Origin of the sequence: Nocardioides xinjiangensis (assembly GCF_017916455.1) — a bacterium.
In the GTDB taxonomy this organism is placed as follows: Bacteria; Actinomycetota; Actinomycetes; order Propionibacteriales; family Nocardioidaceae; genus Nocardioides; species Nocardioides xinjiangensis.
The window spans coordinates 1,714,467-1,733,720 of the sequence record NZ_JAFMSY010000001.1; the positions used below are offsets into that span (position 1 = coordinate 1,714,467).

Sequence of the window (19,254 nt, forward strand, 5' to 3'; positions counted from 1 at the left end):
CAGGTCAGGAATTCGTTGACACCTGCCCCACCGGTGACTTCAGATACAGGGGCTCCACCACCCTCCGCCTGCACCGCTACGTGTCTCGTCCTCGGGGTCGCTTCGTGCTGCAGTCGGGCCATCCTGAGTCGAACGGGGAATACGCGTGATCCGTCGTACCATCGCGGCCGGCGCTGCCACCAGCGTCGCTGCCGCACTACTCGCGCCGTGGGGGGTGGCGGCCACCGCGGCCGACCTCGACCCCGGCCGGCTGACACCGGCGAAGGCGTCGCCGGCGAAGGCGCTGAAGAAGGGCACGGTGCTCGAGCTGGGCACCGGGACCGCGCCCGAGACGTACATCGTCCAGCTGGACGCGCCGGCCGTCCCGACGCGCGAGCAGGCCGAGGACCGCGGCCTCGCCGCCGCCGCCGACTCCGAGTCGGCCTACCGGAGGGGGCTCAAGGCCGAGCAGGCCGACCTGGTCTCCTCCATCTCCCGGGTGACCGGCCGCCCCGCCAAGGTGCTCCACCGCTACACCGAGGCGCTCAACGGCATCGCGGTGCAGCTCACCCGCGGCCAGGCGCAGAAGGTCGCCGGGATCGACGGCGTCTCCGCCGTGCAGGTCGACTTCGAGCGCCAGCTCACCACGGACAAGGGACCCGAGTGGATCGGCGCGCCGACCATCTGGGACGGCTCGAACGTGCCCGCCGGCTTCGAGGGCACGAAGGGCGAGGGCGTCGTCGTCGGCATCCTCGACTCCGGCATCAACCCCGCCAACCCGTCCTTCGCGGACGTGGTCCCGGCCGAGGACGGCGGTGACGGCTACGACCACACCAACCCGCTCGGCGCGGGCACGTACCTCGGCATGTGCGACCCGGCCAACGCCGCCCAGTACGTCGCGGACTGGGGCTGCAACGACAAGCTGATCGGCTACTACAACTTCGAGAACCCCGCCACCGGTGGCAACCCGTTCGACGACCCCTACGACGACGACGGCCACGGCAGCCACACCGCCAGCACCACCGCCGGCAACCAGGTCGAGGCCACGGCCTACTCGGCGAGGGGCACCGAGCACGAGTTCTCCGTTACGTCGACGATCAAGGGCGTCGCACCCCACGCCAACATCATCGGCTACGACGTGTGCGACGGCGGCTGCCAGGGCTACTCGATCCTGGCCTCGATCAACCAGGCGATCCTCGACGGGGTCGACGTCATCAACTACTCGATCGGGTCCAGCGCCCCGTCGAACCCGTGGACCGATGCCGACGCGGTGGGCTTCCTCAACGCCCGCGCCGCCGGCATCCACGTGGCGACCTCCGCCGGCAACGACGGGCCCGGCGAGGCCACGCTCGGCAGCCCCGGCGACGTCCCGTGGATGACGACGGTCGGCGCGACCACGCACGACCGGAAGTACGTCGCCTCGGTCACCGACATCAGCGCCACCGACGGAGCCACCCTGCCCGACATCGCCGGTGCCGGCCTGGCCGGCGCGACCGACGGCACCTTCCCGGTCGTGTACGCCGGTGCGGCGCCGTACAACAACCCGCAGTGCGGCCTGCCGCCGGACAGCACGCCGGCCGGCACCTTCCCGGCGGGGACGGACCTCAGCGGCCTCATCATCATCTGCGACCGCGGCGGCAACGGCCGGGTCGAGAAGGGCGAGAACGTCGAGTCCCTCGGCGCCGAGGGCATGATCCTGGCGAACGACCAGGCCAGCGGCACCTCGCTCAACGGTGACGCGCACGCCCTGCCGGCCGCGCACATCACCTACGCCGACGGGCAGGCGCTCAAGTCGTTCATCGCCGCCCACCCCGGCACCGAGGCCGCCCTGTCCGGCTCCGTGGCCGACGTCGCCGACGAGAACGGCGACATCATGGCCGCCTTCTCCAGCCGCGGTCCCAACCGCGCGCTGTCCTCGATCAGCCCGTCCGTGTCCGCGCCCGGCGTGGACATCCTCGCCGCCGCCGGCGCGGAGAACAGCGTCGAGTGGCACTTCATCTCGGGCACCTCGATGGCGAGCCCCCACACGGCTGGCGCCTTGGCGCTGCTGCGGGGCATGCAGCTCGACGACGAGGACGCGTGGACCCCCGCCGAGGCGCAGTCGGCGCTGATGACCACCGCGGAGCGCGACATCACCGACTCCGACGGCACGGCGGCCGACTGGTTCGACATGGGCTCGGGCCGCATCGAGCTCCGCCGCGCGGCCAAGGCCGGCCTCGTGCTTGACGAGGACCTCGCCGGCTACCAGGCCGCCGACCCCGCCAAGGGCGGCGACGTGCGCGACCTCAACACCGCCAGCATGGCCGACGACGAGTGCCTGCAGACCTGCGGCTGGACGCGTACGTTCACCGGCACCGCGACCGGTGCCGGCACGTGGACCGTGTCCGTGGAGGACCTCTCCGAGGGCATCACGCTCGACACCGACGTCGAGTCCATCGAGGTGACCGACGGCGGCACCGCCGACGTCACCGTCACCGCGACGGTCGACAACGGCGCGGCGACCGACGAGTGGCTGTTCGGCACCCTGGTGCTGACGCCCCCCGCCGGCTCCGAGGCACCGGTGGCCCACCTGCCCGTGGGCGTGCTGCCCTCGGCGGGCGTGCTGCCCACCTCGATCGACGTCACGACCCGTCGTGACGCCGGCTCGCAGCTCACCACGGACCTCGAGGCCATCGCGATCACCGACCTGCAGGTCGACGCGAGCGGCCTGGTCCCCGAGGACCGCACCGAGCTGTCCATCTTCGCGGACTCGACGAACACCGACCCGTACGACGGCAACGGCACGCACGTCGAGATGATCGACGTGCCTGCGGGCGCCACCAGCCTGATCGCGAGGCTGCAGGACCCGACGGCGCCCGACTTCGACCTCTACGTCGGTCGGGGCGAGGTCAGCGCCGCCAACGAGATCGCGATGAGCGCCAGCGCCGGCTCCGACGAGGCGATCACGATCGCCGACCCCGAGCCGGGCACCTACTGGGTCCTGGTGCAGAACTGGGAGGCCTCCACGGCCGGCGGGACCGACACCACCGACCTCGTCACCGCGGTGGTGGCCGGCGACCAGGGCAACCTGTGGGCCGAGGGTCCTGAGGGCCCCGTCCCTGCCGCCACCCCGTTCGACATCCGCACCTTCTGGGACGAGAACGAGATGGACGCCGGGGAGACCTGGCACGGCACGCTGACCCTCGGCACCTCGCCAGCGACCCCGGGCGACATCGGGGTCGTCCCGGTGACCGTGTCCCGGGTGGCCGACGACGTGACCAAGACGGCCGACACGACCGAGGCGGCACCGGGTGACACCATCACCTACACCGTCGACGTCGCGCCCAACGTCTCGCAGGAGGACCTGACCTACTCCATCACCGACGCGCTCCCCGAGGGCACGACGTACGTCGAGGGCTCCGCCACCGACGGCGCCACCTTCGCCGACGGCGTCGTGTCGTGGAGCGGTGTCCTCGACTCCACCTACGGCGAGGAGGGCAACTACACGCTGACCACCAGCGCGGACGACCCCGAGGCCTGCGAGCCGGGCTACCTCGACCTCGCGTCCCTGGGCATCCCCGCCCAGGACGCGGTGGTGGGCGACACCGAGACGTTCTCGGCCTTCGGCTCGGGCACCTTCGGGTTCTACGGCCAGGACCACAAGGGCCTGACGTTCTCCGACGACGGCTTCCTCGTCTACGGCGACGGCTACGCCGGCTCGCCGTGGGTCCCGCAGTCAGTTCCCAACGCCGCCGCGCCCAACAACGTGGCAGCCCTGCTCTGGCAGGACATGGAGATCCGCTACGACGCCGCCTCCGGCGCCGGGGTGACGCTGGCCAGCACGGCCGGCGCCAACGGGGTGCTCGACCCGGGCGAGATCGCGATCGTCGAGTACGACGACATGCGCCTCTACGACGACGACGCGGGCGCCGGTGGGCAGCTGGACATGCAGGTCATCGCGACGGCCGGCAGCAACGACCTCGTGTTCGTCTACGACAACGTGGACGCGGGAGCGATCCTCGACGACGTCACCATCGGCACCGAGAACGCCGACGGCACCGTGGGCGCGGCGCTCATCAACGCCGGCGACGCCTCCGCGGTGATCGAGGACGACCTCGCCGTCTGCGCGACGTACTCCGAGCCGGAGGCGGAGGGGGCCAGCTTCAGCTACCAGGTCACCGTCGACCCGACCGTGGGTGAGAAGGACCTGACCAACAAGGTCGTCCACACCACCGACGACCCCGGCGCGAAGCCCGTCACGGCCCGGCACACCGTGCGGATCACGGGCTCCGCCGTGCGCACCAACGTGGCGCTGTCGCTGGACCCGACCACCATCGAGACCGGAGGCACCACCACCGCCACCGCGCAGGTGTTCAGCACCGGCCCGAAGGCGCCGACGGGCACCGTGGAGTTCTGGGCGGGCACCCGCCTGGCCGGCACGGGCACCCTCGACGCCACCGGGAGGGCGACCGCCACCCTGTCGGGCTTCGCCACTGCCGGGACCGTCCCGGTGACGGCGAAGTACCTCGGTGACGCCGCCAGCGCGCCGGCCACCTCGGCACCGGTCAACCTGGCCGTCACCGCGAACGGTCCGGTCGACAAGGCCCGGGCCAAGATCGCCACCAAGGTGGTCAAGCCGGTCGAGGTCGGAACCCGGGTCAAGCTGCGGGTCACCGTGCGGGCACGGGACATCGTGCCGAGCGGCACGGTGAGGATCGTGGTCCGCGGAGCCGGCCAGGAGAAGACCTGGACCGAGACGTTGAACGACCGGGGCAGGACCAAGGTCGTGCTGCCGAAGTTCACGAGGACCGGGAAGGTCAAGGTCCGCGTCGTGTACGCCGGCGACGCCGCGACCGAGCCGGCCACGAAGGACATCCGGTTCCGGGTGGTCGACCGGCGCACCGTGCGCTGAGGTGGAGTGAGCTCCAACGAAGGGGCCGTCGGTGCGATGCACCGGCGGCCCCTTCGCCATGTCGGACCCTTCGCCATGTCGGACCCTTCGCCATGTCGGACCCTTCGCCATGTCGGTCATGCTGGTGACATGACGGTCGTCCGTGCCTGGGTCCTGGCGGCGGCGTGCTGCCTGGCCCTCGCGGGGTGCGCCGACGGTCCCGCTCAGCCGCCCGAGAAGGAGACCCCCGTGGACGAGCCGTCCTCCGCGCCCTCGACGGCGTCCCCGCCCCCCTCGGCGGTCCAGCAGTCCGTCGCGGACCTGGCTGCGAGCCTCGGCCTCCCCGCCGACGAGGTCGAGGTCGTGTCGGTCGAGGAGGTCACCTGGCGCAACGGGAGCCGCGGCTGCGCCCGTGCCGGCATGGCGTACACCCAGGCGCTGGTCGACGGCTCACGGATCGTCCTGCGCGCCGGCGGCCGGACGTACGAGTACCACGCGGGCGGGCGCCGACCACCGGAGCGGTGCGACGAGCCGACGGAGTGAGCGCGACGCACCCCGGGACGCCGAACGGCCCGCCGCCTCCGAGGAGGCAGCGGGCCGTCGGGTGCTGCGTGACGTCGGCGGTCAGGCCGGGACGACGTTGAGGGCCACCGTGGCGGACACCTCGTCGTGGAGCTTGACCGTCACCTCGTGGGCACCGAGCGACTTGATCGGGTTGGCCACGACGATCGTGCGGCGGTCCACCGTCTCGCCGGAGACGGCGGTGACCGCGTCGGCGATCTCGGCGGTGGTGACGGCGCCGAACAGGCGACCACCCTCACCGGCACGCACCTTCACGTTGACCGCGTTGGCCTCGAGCTTGCCCTTGATCTCCTGGGCGTGGCTCTCGTCGCGGGCCGCGCGGCTCGCGCGGGCGGACTTGATCGACTCGATGGTCTTCTCGCCACCGCGGGTCCAGCGGATGCCGAGGCCGCGGGGGACGAGGTAGTTGCGGCCGTAGCCGTCCTTGACCTCGACCACGTCGCCGGGGGCGCCGAGGCCGTCGACCTCCTGGGTCAGGATGAGCTTCATGTCCCGTGCTCCTCTCAGCGACCGGTGGACGTGTAGGGCAGCAGGGCCAGCTCGCGCGCGTTCTTGACGGCGATGGCCACGTCGCGCTGGTGCTGGACGCAGTTGCCGGTCACGCGGCGGGCGCGGATCTTGCCGCGGTCGGAGATGAACTTGCGGAGCAGCGTGGTGTCCTTGTAGTCGACACCGGTCGCCTTCTCCTTGCAGAACTGGCAGACCTTCTTCTTCGGCTTGCGCAGAATTGCCTTGGCCATTGTGGTGCTCCCTTTCAGTGAGCCCGGCCCTGAAGGCAATCAGGGACGGAATGGTGATGGATGAAAGTGTCCTCGGGCCCCAGGCAGCGTGCTGCATGTGGCCGAGGGGATCAGAAGGGCGGCTCGTCGTTCCCGCCGCTGACCCCGGGCGTGGCCCAGGGATCGTTGGTCGGAGCGGACTGGCCGCCACCCTGGGACTGACCGCCCCAGCCGCCGCCACCCTGGGAGGGAGCCGGGCTGGCCCACGGGTCGTCGGCCGGCGCGGACTGACCGCCGCCGCCCGAGTAGCCGCCGCCGGAGTAGCCGCCACCGCCGCCCTGCCGCGTCGTCTTGGTGACCTTGGCCGATGCGTTGCGCAGCGACGGGCCGACCTCCTCGACGTCGATCTCGAACACGGTGCGCTTCTCACCCTCGCGGGTCTCGTACTGACGCGACTTGAGGCGACCCTGGACGATCACGCGCATGCCCCGCTGGAGGGACTCGGCGACGTTCTCCGCTGCCTGCCGCCACACCGCGCAGGAGAGGAACAGCGTGTCGCCGTCCTTCCACTCGTTGCTCTGGCGGTCGAAGGTGCGCGGCGTCGAGGCGATCCGGAAGTTGGCGACGGGCGCCCCCGAGGGGGTGAACCGCAGCTCCGGGTCGTCGACGAGGTTGCCGATGACGGTGATCGTGGTCTCGCCTGCCATGTCAGGTCTCCTCAGAATGTCCTGCTGCTGATCCGGGGTCCGCCCCCGGCGATGCGCCCATCAAACAGGCACGCACCGACGGCGGGAAGGGTCTTTCCACAGACGCCCGTGGGCGGTCAGTGGGCGTCGGGACGCATGACCTTCGTGCGCAGGATCGACTCGTTCAGCGTGAGCTGGCGGTCGAACTCCTTGACCGTCGCGGGCTCGGCCGTCAGGTTGATGACGGCGTAGATGCCCTCGGCGTTCTTCTTGATCTCGTACGCCATCCGGCGACGACCCCACACGTCGAGCGACTCGATCGAGCCACCGTCCTTGCGGATCACGTTGAGGTACTTGTCGAGCGACGGCTCGATGGTGCGCTCGTCGAGACTCGGGTCGAGGATGACCATCACTTCGTAGGCACGCACAGCGTCTCCACCTCCTCTGGGCTAGAGCGGCCACGGGCTCTCCGTGGCAGGAGGACTCTGCGTTCGTGGCCGCGACACCGGTCGCACGCCACGGTCGCCCGAAGGCAACCGGGCAAGATTACCAGCGGCCGCGCGGCAGGCCCGCATCGCGGAGCGCCCGGCCGCCCGGTCCCGCCCGACCCGCCTCGCGCGCCCCTGTGGAGGGCGCGCCCGCGGCGGGGCGGCTCGGGGCTAGCGTCGAGCGGTGTCCAGGACCGCAACGCCCCGGTCCGCCATCGTGGTGGCGGGACGCTACCGCCTGCTCGACCAGGTCGGCACCGGGGGCATGGGCTCGGTGTGGCGCGCCCGCGACGAGCGCACGGGTCGCCTCGTCGCGGTGAAGGTGCTGGGCCGGCACGGCTCGGCGGTGCTCGCGCGGTTCGTCCGCGAGCAGGCCGTCCGCGTGCGCCACCCCCACGTCGTGGCACCGCACGGCTGGGCCGCCGAGGACGAGCTGGTGGTGCTCGCGATGGAGCTGGTCACGGGCGGGTCGGTCGCCGACCTGCTCCGCGAGCACGGCGCGCTCGACGCCGGCACCGCGGGGCTCCTGGTCGGGCAGCTGCTCAGCGGGCTCGCGGCCGTGCACGGTGCCGGACTGGTGCACCGCGACGTCAAGCCGGCCAACCTCCTGCTCGAGGCGACCGGCGACGGACCACCGCACCTGCGCCTCGGCGACTTCGGCGTCGCCGCCCCGGTGGCCGACCGGCGCTTCACCACCGTCCCCGGCGCCATCGGCACCGACGGCTACATGGCGCCGGAGCAGGCGCGTGGCGCCCCGCCCGACCCCGCCCAGGACCTCTACGCCACGGGTCGCGTCGCCCTCGAGCTGGTCACGGGGCTGCCTCCCGCCCTCCAGCGGGGGATCCCCTCCCACCCGCTGCGGCCCCTCGTCGAGCGGCTGGTCGTCGACGACCCGGAGCAGCGCATCGCCACCGCCGAGGCGGCGCTCCGCCTGCTCCGCCGGCTCCCCCTGCCGGCGCCCGACGGCCCGCCGGTGCCCGACCGCCTGGGTCCCCCGCCGCGCCGCCGCACGCCCTCGGCGTCGGTCCGCGGCGACGTCGACTGGGCCGGCTGGACGGCCGTCGCGGTCCTGGCCGGCGTGGTCGTGGCGTGCCTGTGCCTGCTCCTAGGCTGGACCGCATGAGCACCCAGCTTGCCGTCGGCGCCCACGTCGCGCAGGAGGACCCGGTCGGCGAGGCCGTCGCGCGCGACACCTCGCTCGTGCAGTTCTTCCTCGGTGACCCGCAGGGCTACAAGGGTCCCGAGGTCCGCTTCGACGGCGGGGCGGCCGCGCTGCGCGCCGCGGCGGAGGACGCCGGGGTCGACCTCTACGTGCACGCCCCCTACGTCGTCAACGTCGCCACGACCAACAACCGCATCAGGATCCCGAGCCGCAAGCTGCTCCAGCAGCACATGGTCGCGGCGGCGGAGATCGGCGCCAAGGGCCTCATCGTCCACGGCGGGCACGTCAACAAGGCCGACGACCCGGCCGTCGGCTTCGACAACTGGCGCAAGGCGATCGAGGCCACCGACATCCTGGTCCCCCTGCTGATCGAGAACACCGCGGGCGGCGAGAACGCGATGGCGCGCCACCTCGACCGGATCGCCGGCGTGTGGGACGCCATCTCCTCGGCCGACGGCGCCGAGCGTGTCGGCTTCTGCCTCGACACCTGCCACGCGTGGGCCGGCGGCATCGACCTCGGTGACGCCGTCGAGAAGGTCCGCGGCATCACCGGCCGCATCGACCTCGTCCACGCCAACGACTCGCGTGACGACTTCGGCTCGGGCGCCGACCGCCACGCCAACTTCGGCCGCGGCCGACTGCCCGCCGACGAGTTCGCGGCGGTGGTCCGCGAGGCCGGCGCGCCCGTCATCTGCGAGACGCCCGGCGGGGCGGCCGACCACCTCGCCGACTTCGCCTGGCTGCGCGAGCGCCTCTGACCGGGCTCAGCTCGTGGGGAGAGCGGTCACCACGACGTTGCTGAGGTAGGCGGTCCCGTCCCAGTCCTCGCAGGTGATCAGGACCAGCCGTGCGGGTCCGCCCCGGCCGAGGACGCGCTCGTTGCGGCGAGCCAGCTCGCCGCGGCCCAGCACCTCGACCGACGCGACGGCGTACGACGAGCGGCGGGTGCCGTCGAGCACCAGCACCTCGTCGCCGCGACGCAGGTCCTCGAGGTCGTCGAAGGCACCGCCCCCGCTGCTCACGGTGTGCCCGGTCAGGACCGTGGCGCCCGTGGCGGAACCGGGGCGGGCCCCATCCGCCCACCAGCCCACGCGACGAGGGTCCGCGGGAGGGGTCAGCACGCGGCGGACGGCGACGATCGGCGTCACCGCGGCGCGCACGCCGAGGGCGGGGACGACGACACGCCGCGGTCGCCGGGCCGGGACCGAGGACGCCGGCGGCGTGGCAGCCGTCGGCTCGGCCCGGTCGGCGCGGACGACGCCGGCGGTCTCGCGGGACCGCTGCCCGTCGACGGCCGGAGCCTCGCCGGGGCGCAGCCCGACGAGGACGCCGGCGACGACGAGCGCCGGCGCGGCGAGCACCGCCCCCAGGTGGAGGAGGCGCTCGCCGCGTCGAGAGGAGGTCGGCTCAGCCACGAGCCCGTCGGGTCCACGCGAGCCGTCCGGCGACGCCACCGAGCAGGACCAGCAGGAGGGCGAGCAGCGAGGTGCCGGCCGCAGCATCGGAGGCGTCGGAGCCCCCGCGGGCGTCCACGCCGGCGTCGACCGCGGTGGGGAGCGCGCTCGACGCGCCCTGCTCCGTCGCGAGCGTGGCGTCCGATGCGAACGCCTGCTCCCCGAGGACCTCGGCGTCGGACGGCCAGGGCGACTCGGGCGACTCGAGCGACTCCGACGGCTCTGTCGACGCGGGAGACGTCGGGGACGTCGGGGACGTCGGCGAGGACGTCTCGTCGTCCACGTCGGTCGAACCGGGCGTCGTCGACGTGGGGGTGCCCGGCGTCCCCGGCTCGGTCGGCACCGACGACGTGCCAGGCGCGCACTGCTGCACCCAGAAGACCTTGGTCTTGGTGTCGTTGCCGTTGGAGCGCGGCGTGCTGATCGTCAGGCGCACGTGGTAGCCCTGCTTCGGGTGCGGTTCGCCGGTGAAGGAGAGAGTGTACGCCTGGCGGCCGTCGAGGCCGGTCTCCGTGCCGGCACCGCTGGCCGGGTCGCCCCCGACGAACACCTGCGCCGGTCCGTCGACCGTCATGCCGACGCCGGTCGTCGGCGCGTGCTCGGTGAACGTCACCGTCGAGATGATGTCGGCGCCCTGGTCGAAGCCGTACCACTCGACCTGGAAGGTGCATCCGGGGTGCGGGGTGTTGTTCGGGATCCGGTCGAGCTCGCCGAGGGGGGCGATCTTCACCGTGCCGTTGTTGCCGGCGGGATCGCCCTGACCGTTGCCGTTCCCGGCGTTGCCGTTGCCCGGGTTGCCGTTGCCGTTGCCGGGGTTGGCGTTGCCGGCGTTCCCGTTGCCGTTGCCCGGGTTCGCGTTGCCGTTGCCCGGGTTCCCCTGATGGCCGTTGCCGTTGCCGTTGCCCCGGCCGCCGCCGTTGCCCTGGCCGTTGCCCTGGCCGTTGCCGTTCGCCTGACCGTTGCCCCGGCCGCCGCCGTTGCCGTTGCCGTTGGCCTGGCCGTTGCCGTTCGCCTGGCCGTTGCCCCGGCCGCCGCCGTTGCCGTTGCCGCTGGCCTGGCCGTTGCCGTTCGCCTGACCGTTGCCCCGGCCGCCCCCGTTGCCGTTGGCCTGGCCGTTGCCGTTGGCCTGGCCGTTGCCGTTCCCCTGGGCGTTGCCCTGGCCGTTGCCCTGCGGCGCCGGCGGCTGCTGGGCGGCCGGCGGGGGTGTCGGCGTCGCAGCCTGGGTCCCGCCGATGCCGTTCGTGAGCCCGTGCGCGTTGCCGTTCCCGTTCCCGTTGCCGGGGTCGGCGGCGGCGGGCGTTGCCGCGAGCCCGAGGCCCAGACCGGTGCTCACGGTGAGGATGGCCGCAGCAGCGAGTCTGGCCTGCGGCCGGATCCGGTGACCGGCCGAGCGAGACGTGGGTGACATGTGTTCCTCCCTGTAGTCCGGCGACGTTGCCGGAGACCTGTACGCGACCCGTCGGCTCAGCCGTCCCTCCCGAGTGGACTCGAAGCGCCGTAGTCCCGGGTTCAACCACCGGCCCGCCGATGGGTTACGGCTGGTCACCCGATCGGGTGGGGGTCACCTCACCCGTTCGGGCCATGCGGTGCGGGCCGACCGGGGCGGAGGCTCGCCGGATGAGAGTCGGCAGGAAGTCGGGACGGCCGTGCAACCGAACCGGCGGGCACTGCGTCTCTCCTCACGAAGGGACCAGACACGCACGGGGGTCGTGTCTGGTCCCTTGTAGCCTTTCCGGAGTGACGACCCCCCTGACGCTGCGCCCTGTCTCCGCGCCCGAGCACCGAGACTTCATCGCCGGCCGGTCGTCCGCCAGCTTCCTCCAGACGCCCGCCTGGGCGCAGGTGAAGGCCGAGTGGAAGGCCGAGTCCATCGGCTGGTTCCGCGGCGGCGAGCTGGTCGGTGCCGGCCTGGTCCTCTACCGCCAGCTGCCGAAGGTGAAGCGCTACCTCGCCTACCTCCCCGAGGGTCCGGTCATCGACTGGTCGGGCGACGACCTCGAGTCCTGGCTGCGCCCGATGGTCGCCCACCTCGCGCGCCGGGGCGCGTTCGCCGTGCGGATGGGTCCGCCCGTGGTGACCCGCCGCTGGTCCGCCGAACAGGTGAAGGCCGGGATCGCCGACGAGTCGGTGCGGCGGCTCGGCGACGTACCTCCTCTCGAACGCTGCCAGGACGGGGCGCGGGTGATCGCGCAGCTGCACGAGCTCGGCTGGCAGCGGCAGTCCGCCGAAGGCGGCTTCTCCGCCGGACAGCCGCAGTTCAACTTCCAGGTCCCCCTCGTCGACGAGGACGGCCGCCCGCGAGCGGAGTCCGACGTCCTGGCCGGGATGAACCAGCTGTGGCGCCGCAACATCAAGAAGGCCGACAAGGCGGGCGTGGAGGTCTCCCTCGGCGAGCGGGCGGACCTCAAGGCCTTCCACGACCTCTACGTGCACACCGCCGAGCGCGACGGCTTCACCCCGCGCCGCCTCGCGTACTTCCAGACGATGTACGACGCACTCGCCGCCGAGGACCCCGACCGGATCCAGCTCTGGCTGGCCCGCCACGAGGGCGACCTCGTCGCCGCGACGATCGCGATCCGGGTGGGGACCCATGCCTGGTACTCCTACGGCGCGTCCTCGACGGAGAAGCGCGAGGTGCGCGGCTCGAACGCCGTCCAGTGGGCGATGATCCGCCACGCGCTGGCGGCCGGCGCGCACGTCTACGACCTCCGGGGGATCACCGAGACCCTCGACGCCGACGACCCGCACGTCGGGCTGATCCAGTTCAAGGTCGGCACCGGCGGGCAGGCGGTCGAGCACGCGGGCGAGTGGGACCTGCCGGTCAACCGGGTCATCTACAAGGCGTTCCAGCTCTACCTGGCGCGCCGGGGGTGACGGGTCGATGAGCCTCACCCTGACCGTCGACGGCGAGCGCTGGCGCGCACACCTCCTGGCCACCGTCGCGCGCCACCCCGGCATCGTGCCGGTCGCCAAGGGCAACGGCTACGGGATGTCCGTCGGACGCCTCGCGCGCCGGGCGCAGTGGCTGGCCGACCACGCCGCCGAGACCGGCACCGACGTCGACCTGCTCGCGGTCGGCACCTACGACGAGGTCGAGGAGGCGGCCAGCCGCTACGCCGGCGACCTGCTCGTCCTCACGCCGTGGCGCCCGTTCGGCGCCGCCCTCGAGCTCGATGACCGGACGGCCCGCCGGGTCGTGCACACCGTCAGCCGGCCCGAGGACCTCGCCGCCCTGCGGGGGCGACACCCCGACGCCAGGTTCGTGCTCGAGCAGCTGACCTCCATGCTGCGGCACGGGATGACCCGTCGCGACCTCGCCGCCGTGGCCGAGGCGCTCGGCCCGGGTCGTGGCGGCCTCGGGGGCGTGGCCATGCACCTGCCGCTCAACACCACCTCGCACCTCGGCGAGGTCAGCCGGCTCGTCAACGACGTCGTCGCCTCGGGACTGCCCACGCGCACGGTGTTCGTCTCGCACCTCACCCACGCCGAGCTCGCCCAGCTGGCGGCGGCCTACCCCGACTTCACGGTGCGCCCGCGCATCGGCACCGACCTCTGGCTGGGCGACCGCGGTGCGCTGCGGGCCACGGCCACCGTGCTCGACGTGCACGAGGTGGAGCGCGGCGACACGTTCGGCTACCGCGGCCGCACCGTGCCCAAGCCCGGGCACATCGTCGTGGTCAGCGGCGGCACCGCGCACGGCATCGGCCTCGAGGCACCGACCGGGGACCAGTCGCTCAAGGCGCGCGCCGCGACCCTGGCGCGTGGCGGCCTCGACGCGGTCGGCTTCGTCCGGTCGCCGTTCTCCATCGACGGCAAGCAGCGGCTGTTCGCCGAGCCGCCCCACATGCAGGCGTCGATGCTGTTCGTCCCCTCAGGGGCGCGCGTCCCGAGCGTCGGCGAGGAGATCGACGTCCGCGTCCGCTTCACCGCCACCGACTTCGACCGCGTCGTCGTCGCCTGAGGCGTCCTTCAGCACCGCGACGACCAGCCACACCAGGCCCAGCACGCGCAGCACGACGGCCAGCCAGTAGGCCCTGCCGTCGTCCTGCACGGTCGGCACGAGAGCCTGGCCGACGTACCACCCGGTGAGCACCCAGCTGACGAGGTGCAGCCCCTGCCAGACGAGCAGGTCGCGCCAGCGGCGTACGGCGAGCGCGGCCAGCGGGAGCAGTAGCAGCGCGGTCTCCGGCGGCGCCGACGGCGCGACCACGAGGGCGGCGGCCAGCAGCACCAGGCCGGCACGCGCACTCGCCCGCGGGGTCGGGGGCCCGCCCCGGATCACCCACCACGCAGCAACCGCGGCGACGGCGAGCACCACGAGCTGCGCGACGGCGCGGGCGGCGCCCGAGCTGCCGACGCCGAGCTGCTCGAGCAGCAGCCAGATCGAGCCGAGGTCGGGGTCCTCGCCCGTCGCCCGGCCGGGCAGGGTGACGACGACGTACGCCGCCGCTGCCGCGAGGATCGCGTCGACGCGGTCGCGCGTGCGGCCACCGACGGCCACCACGCCGAGGAGCGCCACGGCCACCGGCAGCGCGAACGCCGCACCGACACCGGCGCCGACGCCGGCGAGCCAGGCCCGCCCGGACGTCCAGCCCCAGAGCAGCACCGCGACACCCGCGGCCGCGACGAGCTCCCACGACAGCCAGTGGACGAGCAGGACCGGGCCGAGCGCCCACCCGGCGGCGGCCCACGGACGCCGGCGGTCGACACGCACGAGCAGCACCGTGGTGAGCAGCGCCAGGGCGGCGAGCAGGACCGCCAGCCCCGCTGTCGTCGACACCGTGCCCGAGCCCGGGTGGAGCGCCGCGAGGCGCTCGATCCAGGCCGCCACGCGCGGCGGGGTGCCCGCGTCGGCGGAGGCGCCCGCCAGCTCGGTCCAGCACAGCTCGGCGTAGGGCTGGTCGGGCTTGCTCCACCCCGAGGGCACGCATGCCGCCTTCGTCGCCATGCCGGCCGCCAGCACCACGGACGTCGCGCCCACGAGCGCCCGGGACGCGTTCCACCACCGGTGGCCGCCGGCGTGGTCCCCGACCGGTCCGCCGAGCACCTCCGACATCGCGGACGCCACCGGGTCGGTGCGCGTGGGCGCCTCGCGGTCGGGCCGCACGGTCAGGGTCGGGTGTCCGGCACGGCCCGGCGCGCGGCCGGCGACCACGACGAGCGCGACGTCGGGGTGGGCGTCGGGGTGGGCGTCGGGGTGGCCGTGGGCGGCGGCGGGGGCGGCACCGGGGTGGTGGGCGGCGGCGGCACCGGGGTGGTCGGCGGCGGCGGCACCGGGGTCGTCGGCGGCGGCGGCACCGGGGTCGTCGGCGTCTCCGTCGGCGTCTCGGTCGGCGTCTCGGGCACCACGGTGGGCTCCCCGGTCGGGCTGGGGTTCCGCGTCGGCTGCTGGGTCTGCGACGGCGTGGTCGGCGGCGGGACGTACTCGTGCCCGTCGTCGGGCGCGTCACCGTCGACGAAGACCGGCTCCGGGAAGTCCTCGACGTCCTTGCCCTCCATCACGCGCTGCATGATCGAGGTCCAGGTCTTGGCCGGGTAGTTGCCGCCGAAGTAGCCGGACCGGCCGTCGGAGCTGGTCGGCAGCCAGAGGTCCGCGCCGTCGGGGCGCGGGACGTCGAGCCCCTCCCGGCCCTTGCCGCGGACGTACATCACCGCGGTGGAGATCTGCGGGGTGAAGCCGACGAACCAGGACGACGAGACGTCGCCGTCGTCGTTGGTCGCCGTGCCGGTCTTCGCGGCGGCGGGACGGGCCAGGCCCAGCGCCTCGGTGCCCGAGCCGCTCTCGACGACCTGCTGCAGCGCGTAGGTCACGTCGGCCGCGATGTCGGGGTCGACGGTCTCCTTGCTGCGCTGCTTCGCCTCGTAGAGGACTTCGCCGTCCTTGTCGACGACCTTCTGCAGCACGTGCACCTCGTTGCGGGTGCCGCCGTTGGCGAGCGTGGCGTAGGCGTTCGCCATGTTGATCGGGCTGACCTGCGCCGTGCCGAGCGTGACGCCGACGTTCTCCTGGAAGTCGATCGAGCGGCGCGGGATGCCCCAGCGCTCGCCCCCGTTCCCCGGGATGCCGAGGTCCTCGGCCGCCTGGATGACCTTCTGCGGGCCGTCCTCCATCGAGTCGACCATGTCGACGAAGGCGGTGTTCACCGAGTTCTCGGTCGCGGTGATCATCGAGACCGCCGACCCGTAGTCCTCGTCGCCCTGGTTCTCGAACTCGGTGCCGGCGATGTCGATGGGACTGTTGCCCTCGAAGGTGTCGTTGAGCGAGAAGCCGTCACGGATGGCGGCGACGTCGGTGGCGGCCTTCATCGTCGAGCCGGCCATGCCGCCGGAGACCGCCCAGTTGATCTGGGACTCGAGGTAGTCCTGACCACCGTAGAAGCCGAGCAGCTCGCCGGTCCGGGTGTCGACGGTCGCGGCCCCGACGTGCAGCTCCTTGTTGCCGGCCGGCCCGGGCATGCCGGCGTCGGGCCGCTGCTCCTCGACCGCCTCCTGGACGTCGGCCATCACCTGGGGGTCGAACGTCGTGGTGATCCGCAGGCCGCCGCCGTCGATCTCGTCCTCGCTCGCGATGCCGCGGTCGAGGATCTCCTGCTTCACCAGCGAGAGCATGTGGCCGCGCTGGCCGCCGAACTGGCTCTGGGCCTTCACCTTGGGGAACTTCGGGAGGCGCTGGACCGCCTGGTCGCGCTCCTCGGTGGTGATCGTCCCCATCTCGGCCATGCCGTCGAGGACGTACTCGTAGCGGACCCTGAGGTCGTCCTTGGCCTCCTGGCCGTTCGCCGGGTCGTAGCGCGAGGGGTTGTTGAGCACGGTGGCGAGCACCGCGGACTCCCGGAGGCTGAGCTCGCTCGCGTCGTGGTCGAAATAGGCCTTCGACGCCGCCTGGATGCCGTAGGCGCCGCGGCCGAAGTAGATGGTGTTGAGGTACCCCTCGAGGACCTCTTCCTTGCTGAGCTGCTGCTGGATCTTGAGGGAGACGATCGCCTCGCGGATCTTGCGCTTGTAGCTCTGCTCGCTGGTCAGGTAGAGGATCTTGACGTACTGCTGGGTGATCGTGGACGCACCCTGGCGGTCGTTGCCGCGGGCGTTGGAGAACAGCGCGCGCAGGATGCCCTTGGGGTCGATGCCCTTGTCGGTCCAGAACGTGCGGTTCTCGGCGGCGACGACCGCGTCCTGCATGGTCTGCGGCATCTCGCCCAGGGGGATCGACTCCCGGTTCTGGTCCTCGTAGTAGGTGCCGAGCTGCTGCTTGCCGTCGCGGTAGTACACGAAGGTGGTCTGCGCCTCGAAGGCGGAGTTGGGCGTCGGGATGCTGATCGCCTGGTAGAGCACCACCACGATCCCGCCCAGCACGAGGGCGCCGACGACGCCGAGGATCGAGAGGACCTTGACGACCTGGGCTGCTCGCTGCTTCCCCGTACGCCGCGGCTGGGGCCGCCGGGTCTGGGCCTTGCCGTCAGCCCTCCGCTTCTTCGCACTCACGCGGGCAAGCGTACGGTGACCGGCGCGGCAACCCGGATTCGTCACCGGCGGATATATCGCTACGATAGGTCACATGGCGCGCCGTGGTGACACCATCGAGCTGGCAGTCCTCGGGCTGCTGCACGAGGGACCCATGCACGGCTACGAGCTGCGCAAGCGGCTCAACCTCATGCTCGGCTGGGGCCGTGTGCTGTCCTACGGCTCGCTGTACCCCGCCCTGAAGAAGATGCTGCGCGCCAACCTGATCCGCGAGGTCAGCGCCGCTGCCACCCCGACCAGCCGTCGGCCCCGCATCGTCTACGAGGTCACCCCCGCCGGCAACGAGGAGTTCCAGCGCCTGATGTCCGAGGTCGGCCCCACGGCGTGGGAGGACGACAACTTCGACATCCGGTTCGCGTTCTTCTCCTCCACCGACATGGAGATCCGGCTCAGGGTCCTGGAGGGTCGCCGCTCGCGGCTGCAGGAGCGGCTGGCGCGCGTCCAGGCCGAGCTCGCGCGCACCCAGGCCGAGGTCGACCGCTACGCCGGCGAGCTCCAGCGCCACGGGGTGGAGTCGGTGGAGCGCGAGGTCCGCTGGCTCTCCGACCTGATCCGCGCCGAGCGGGGCGACTCCGAGGCGCCACCGACCCGGTCCGCCGGCACCGCCGGCGTCCCCACCCCGAGCGACTGACGGCAAGACCGGCACACAGACCCCCAACACAGACCCCAGCACAGAGCCAGGACAGAGAAGGAGAGCCCCATGGGTTCGGTACGAGTAGGCATCGTGGGAGTCGGCAACTGCGCCACCTCCCTCGTCCAGGGCGTGGAGTACTACAAGGACGCGGACCCCGCAGGGACCGTCCCGGGCCTCATGCACGTCGTGTTCGGTGACTACCACGTGCGCGACGTGCAGTTCGTCGCCGCGTTCGACGTCGACGACAAGAAGGTCGGCAAGGACCTCTCCGAGGCCATCAACGCCTCGCAGAACAACACGATCAAGATCGCCGACGTCCCGACCCTCGGCGTCGAGGTCCTGCGTGGGCCGACCCTCGACGGCCTCGGCAAGTACTACAGCCAGACCATCGAGGAGTCCGGCGCGGAGCCGGTCGACGTCGTGCAGGCGCTCAAGGACGCCGAGGTCGACGTGCTGGTGTCCTACCTGCCGGTGGGCTCGGAGGAGGCCGACAAGTTCTACGCCCAGTGCGCCATCGACGCGGGCGTCGGCTTCGTCAACGCGCTCCCCGTCTTCATCGCCTCCGACCCCGAGTGGGCCAAGAAGTTCGAGGACGCCGGCGTCCCGATCGTCGGCGACGACATCAAGAGCCAGGTCGGCGCGACCATCACCCACCGCGTGATGGCCAAGCTCTTCGAGGACCGCGGCGTGGCGCTGGACCGCACCTACCAGCTCAACGTCGGCGGCAACATGGACTTCAAGAACATGCTCGAGCGCGAGCGCCTGGAGTCCAAGAAGGTCTCCAAGACCCAGGCCGTGACCTCCAACCTCAAGGGCGAGCTCGCCGACAAGGTCAGCGACCGCAACGTCCACATCGGCCCCTCCGACTACGTCGAGTGGCTCGACGACCGCAAGTGGGCCTACGTCCGCCTCGAGGGCCGCGCGTTCGGCGACGTCCCGCTCAACCTGGAGTACAAGCTCGAGGTGTGGGACTCCCCCAACTCGGCCGGGATCATCATCGACGCCGTCCGCGCCGCGAAGATCGCCAAGGACCGCGGCATCGGCGGTCCCATCATCCCCGCGTCGACCTACCTGATGAAGTCGCCGCCGGTGCAGATGCCCGACGACCTCGGTCGCGCCGAGCTCGAGAAGTTCATCGCCGGGGAGTGATCTCCCCGCG

16 protein-coding genes are annotated in these 19,254 nt (G+C 72.5%); 8 read left to right on the top strand and 8 right to left on the bottom strand.

The genetic code is table 11. The features are described 5' to 3' along the window. Positions 1-145: 145 nt before the first annotated feature. Both J3P38_RS08125 and J3P38_RS08130 read left to right on the top strand, forming a co-directional pair. The gene (locus tag J3P38_RS08125; protein ID WP_210503222.1) at positions 146-4,870 is read left to right on the top strand and encodes a S8 family serine peptidase; all 4,725 of its coding nucleotides are present in this window, start codon (positions 146-148) and stop codon (positions 4,868-4,870) included. Between the two features lie 129 nt (positions 4,871-4,999). Next, positions 5,000-5,392, top strand: coding sequence for a hypothetical protein (locus tag J3P38_RS08130; protein WP_210503223.1), 393 nt, complete (start codon positions 5,000-5,002; stop codon positions 5,390-5,392). An 81-nt stretch (positions 5,393-5,473) separates the two neighbouring features. On the opposite strand, the gene rplI is transcribed toward J3P38_RS08130, so the two are convergent. The 4 genes from rplI to rpsF form a co-directional block, all read right to left on the bottom strand. Next, entirely contained in the window at positions 5,474-5,920 is a 447-nt protein-coding gene (rplI, locus tag J3P38_RS08135; RefSeq protein ID WP_210439313.1) for a 50S ribosomal protein L9, read from the bottom strand. A gap of 14 nt (positions 5,921-5,934) precedes the next feature. Next, positions 5,935-6,171 carry a 30S ribosomal protein S18 gene (gene rpsR / locus J3P38_RS08140; protein WP_056603689.1) on the bottom strand — a complete coding sequence of 79 codons (237 nt, stop codon included), beginning with the start codon at positions 6,169-6,171 and terminating at the stop codon, positions 5,935-5,937. Positions 6,172-6,281: 110 nt separating this feature from the next. Continuing rightward, positions 6,282-6,857, bottom strand: coding sequence for a single-stranded DNA-binding protein (locus J3P38_RS08145; protein WP_210439314.1), 576 nt, complete (start codon positions 6,855-6,857; stop codon positions 6,282-6,284). A gap of 116 nt (positions 6,858-6,973) precedes the next feature. Beyond that, a complete protein-coding gene (gene rpsF, locus J3P38_RS08150) occupies positions 6,974-7,264 on the bottom strand; it encodes a 30S ribosomal protein S6 (RefSeq protein ID WP_210439315.1) in 291 nt (96 codons plus the stop codon). A 244-nt stretch (positions 7,265-7,508) separates the two neighbouring features. Here rpsF and J3P38_RS08155 point away from each other — a divergent pair, with 244 nt between their 5' ends. Together J3P38_RS08155 and J3P38_RS08160 are read left to right on the top strand one after the other, a co-directional pair. Then, positions 7,509-8,447, top strand: coding sequence for a serine/threonine-protein kinase (locus J3P38_RS08155; protein ID WP_210439316.1), 939 nt, complete (start codon positions 7,509-7,511; stop codon positions 8,445-8,447). After that, entirely contained in the window at positions 8,444-9,244 is an 801-nt protein-coding gene (locus J3P38_RS08160) for a deoxyribonuclease IV (RefSeq protein ID WP_210439317.1), read from the top strand. Before J3P38_RS08155 ends, J3P38_RS08160 begins: the two co-directional genes overlap by 4 nt. A gap of 6 nt (positions 9,245-9,250) precedes the next feature. On the opposite strand, the gene J3P38_RS08165 is transcribed toward J3P38_RS08160, so the two are convergent. After that, on the bottom strand, positions 9,251-9,901 hold the full coding sequence (locus J3P38_RS08165) for a class F sortase (protein ID WP_307807802.1): 651 nt from the start codon (positions 9,899-9,901) through the stop codon (positions 9,251-9,253). Further along, positions 9,894-11,273, bottom strand: coding sequence for a hypothetical protein (locus J3P38_RS08170; protein WP_307807803.1), 1,380 nt, complete (start codon positions 11,271-11,273; stop codon positions 9,894-9,896). The genes J3P38_RS08165 and J3P38_RS08170 overlap by 8 nt, the downstream gene beginning before the upstream one ends. 404 nt (positions 11,274-11,677) lie before the next feature. On the opposite strand from J3P38_RS08170, the gene J3P38_RS08175 reads away from it, so the two are divergent. Beyond that, positions 11,678-12,814, top strand: a complete 1,137-nt coding sequence (locus tag J3P38_RS08175; RefSeq protein WP_307807804.1) for a lipid II:glycine glycyltransferase FemX — start codon at positions 11,678-11,680, stop codon at positions 12,812-12,814. A 7-nt stretch (positions 12,815-12,821) separates the two neighbouring features. Further along, positions 12,822-13,901 (top strand): alanine racemase, encoded by a 1,080-nt coding sequence (locus J3P38_RS08180; RefSeq protein WP_210439320.1) that lies wholly within the window; start codon positions 12,822-12,824, stop codon positions 13,899-13,901. Here the strand turns inward: J3P38_RS08180 and J3P38_RS08185 are convergent. Continuing rightward, positions 13,812-15,047: a hypothetical protein gene (locus J3P38_RS08185; RefSeq protein WP_210503227.1), complete on the bottom strand. Its 1,236-nt coding sequence runs from the start codon at positions 15,045-15,047 to the stop codon at positions 13,812-13,814. The two genes, J3P38_RS08180 and J3P38_RS08185, sit on opposite strands and share 90 nt — an antisense overlap. Positions 15,048-15,049: 2 nt before the next feature. Next, a complete protein-coding gene (locus tag J3P38_RS08190; protein WP_210503228.1) occupies positions 15,050-17,422 on the bottom strand; it encodes a transglycosylase domain-containing protein in 2,373 nt (790 codons plus the stop codon). Positions 17,423-17,495: 73 nt separating this feature from the next. Between J3P38_RS08190 and J3P38_RS08195 the strand changes: the two genes are divergently transcribed. Together J3P38_RS08195 and J3P38_RS08200 are read left to right on the top strand one after the other, a co-directional pair. Next, complete coding sequence (locus J3P38_RS08195; protein WP_210439323.1) at positions 17,496-18,092, top strand: PadR family transcriptional regulator; 597 nt, start codon at positions 17,496-17,498, stop codon at positions 18,090-18,092. Between the two features lie 69 nt (positions 18,093-18,161). Beyond that, positions 18,162-19,244 carry an inositol-3-phosphate synthase gene (locus J3P38_RS08200; protein ID WP_210503229.1) on the top strand — a complete coding sequence of 361 codons (1,083 nt, stop codon included), beginning with the start codon at positions 18,162-18,164 and terminating at the stop codon, positions 19,242-19,244. Positions 19,245-19,254: the final 10 nt, after the last annotated feature.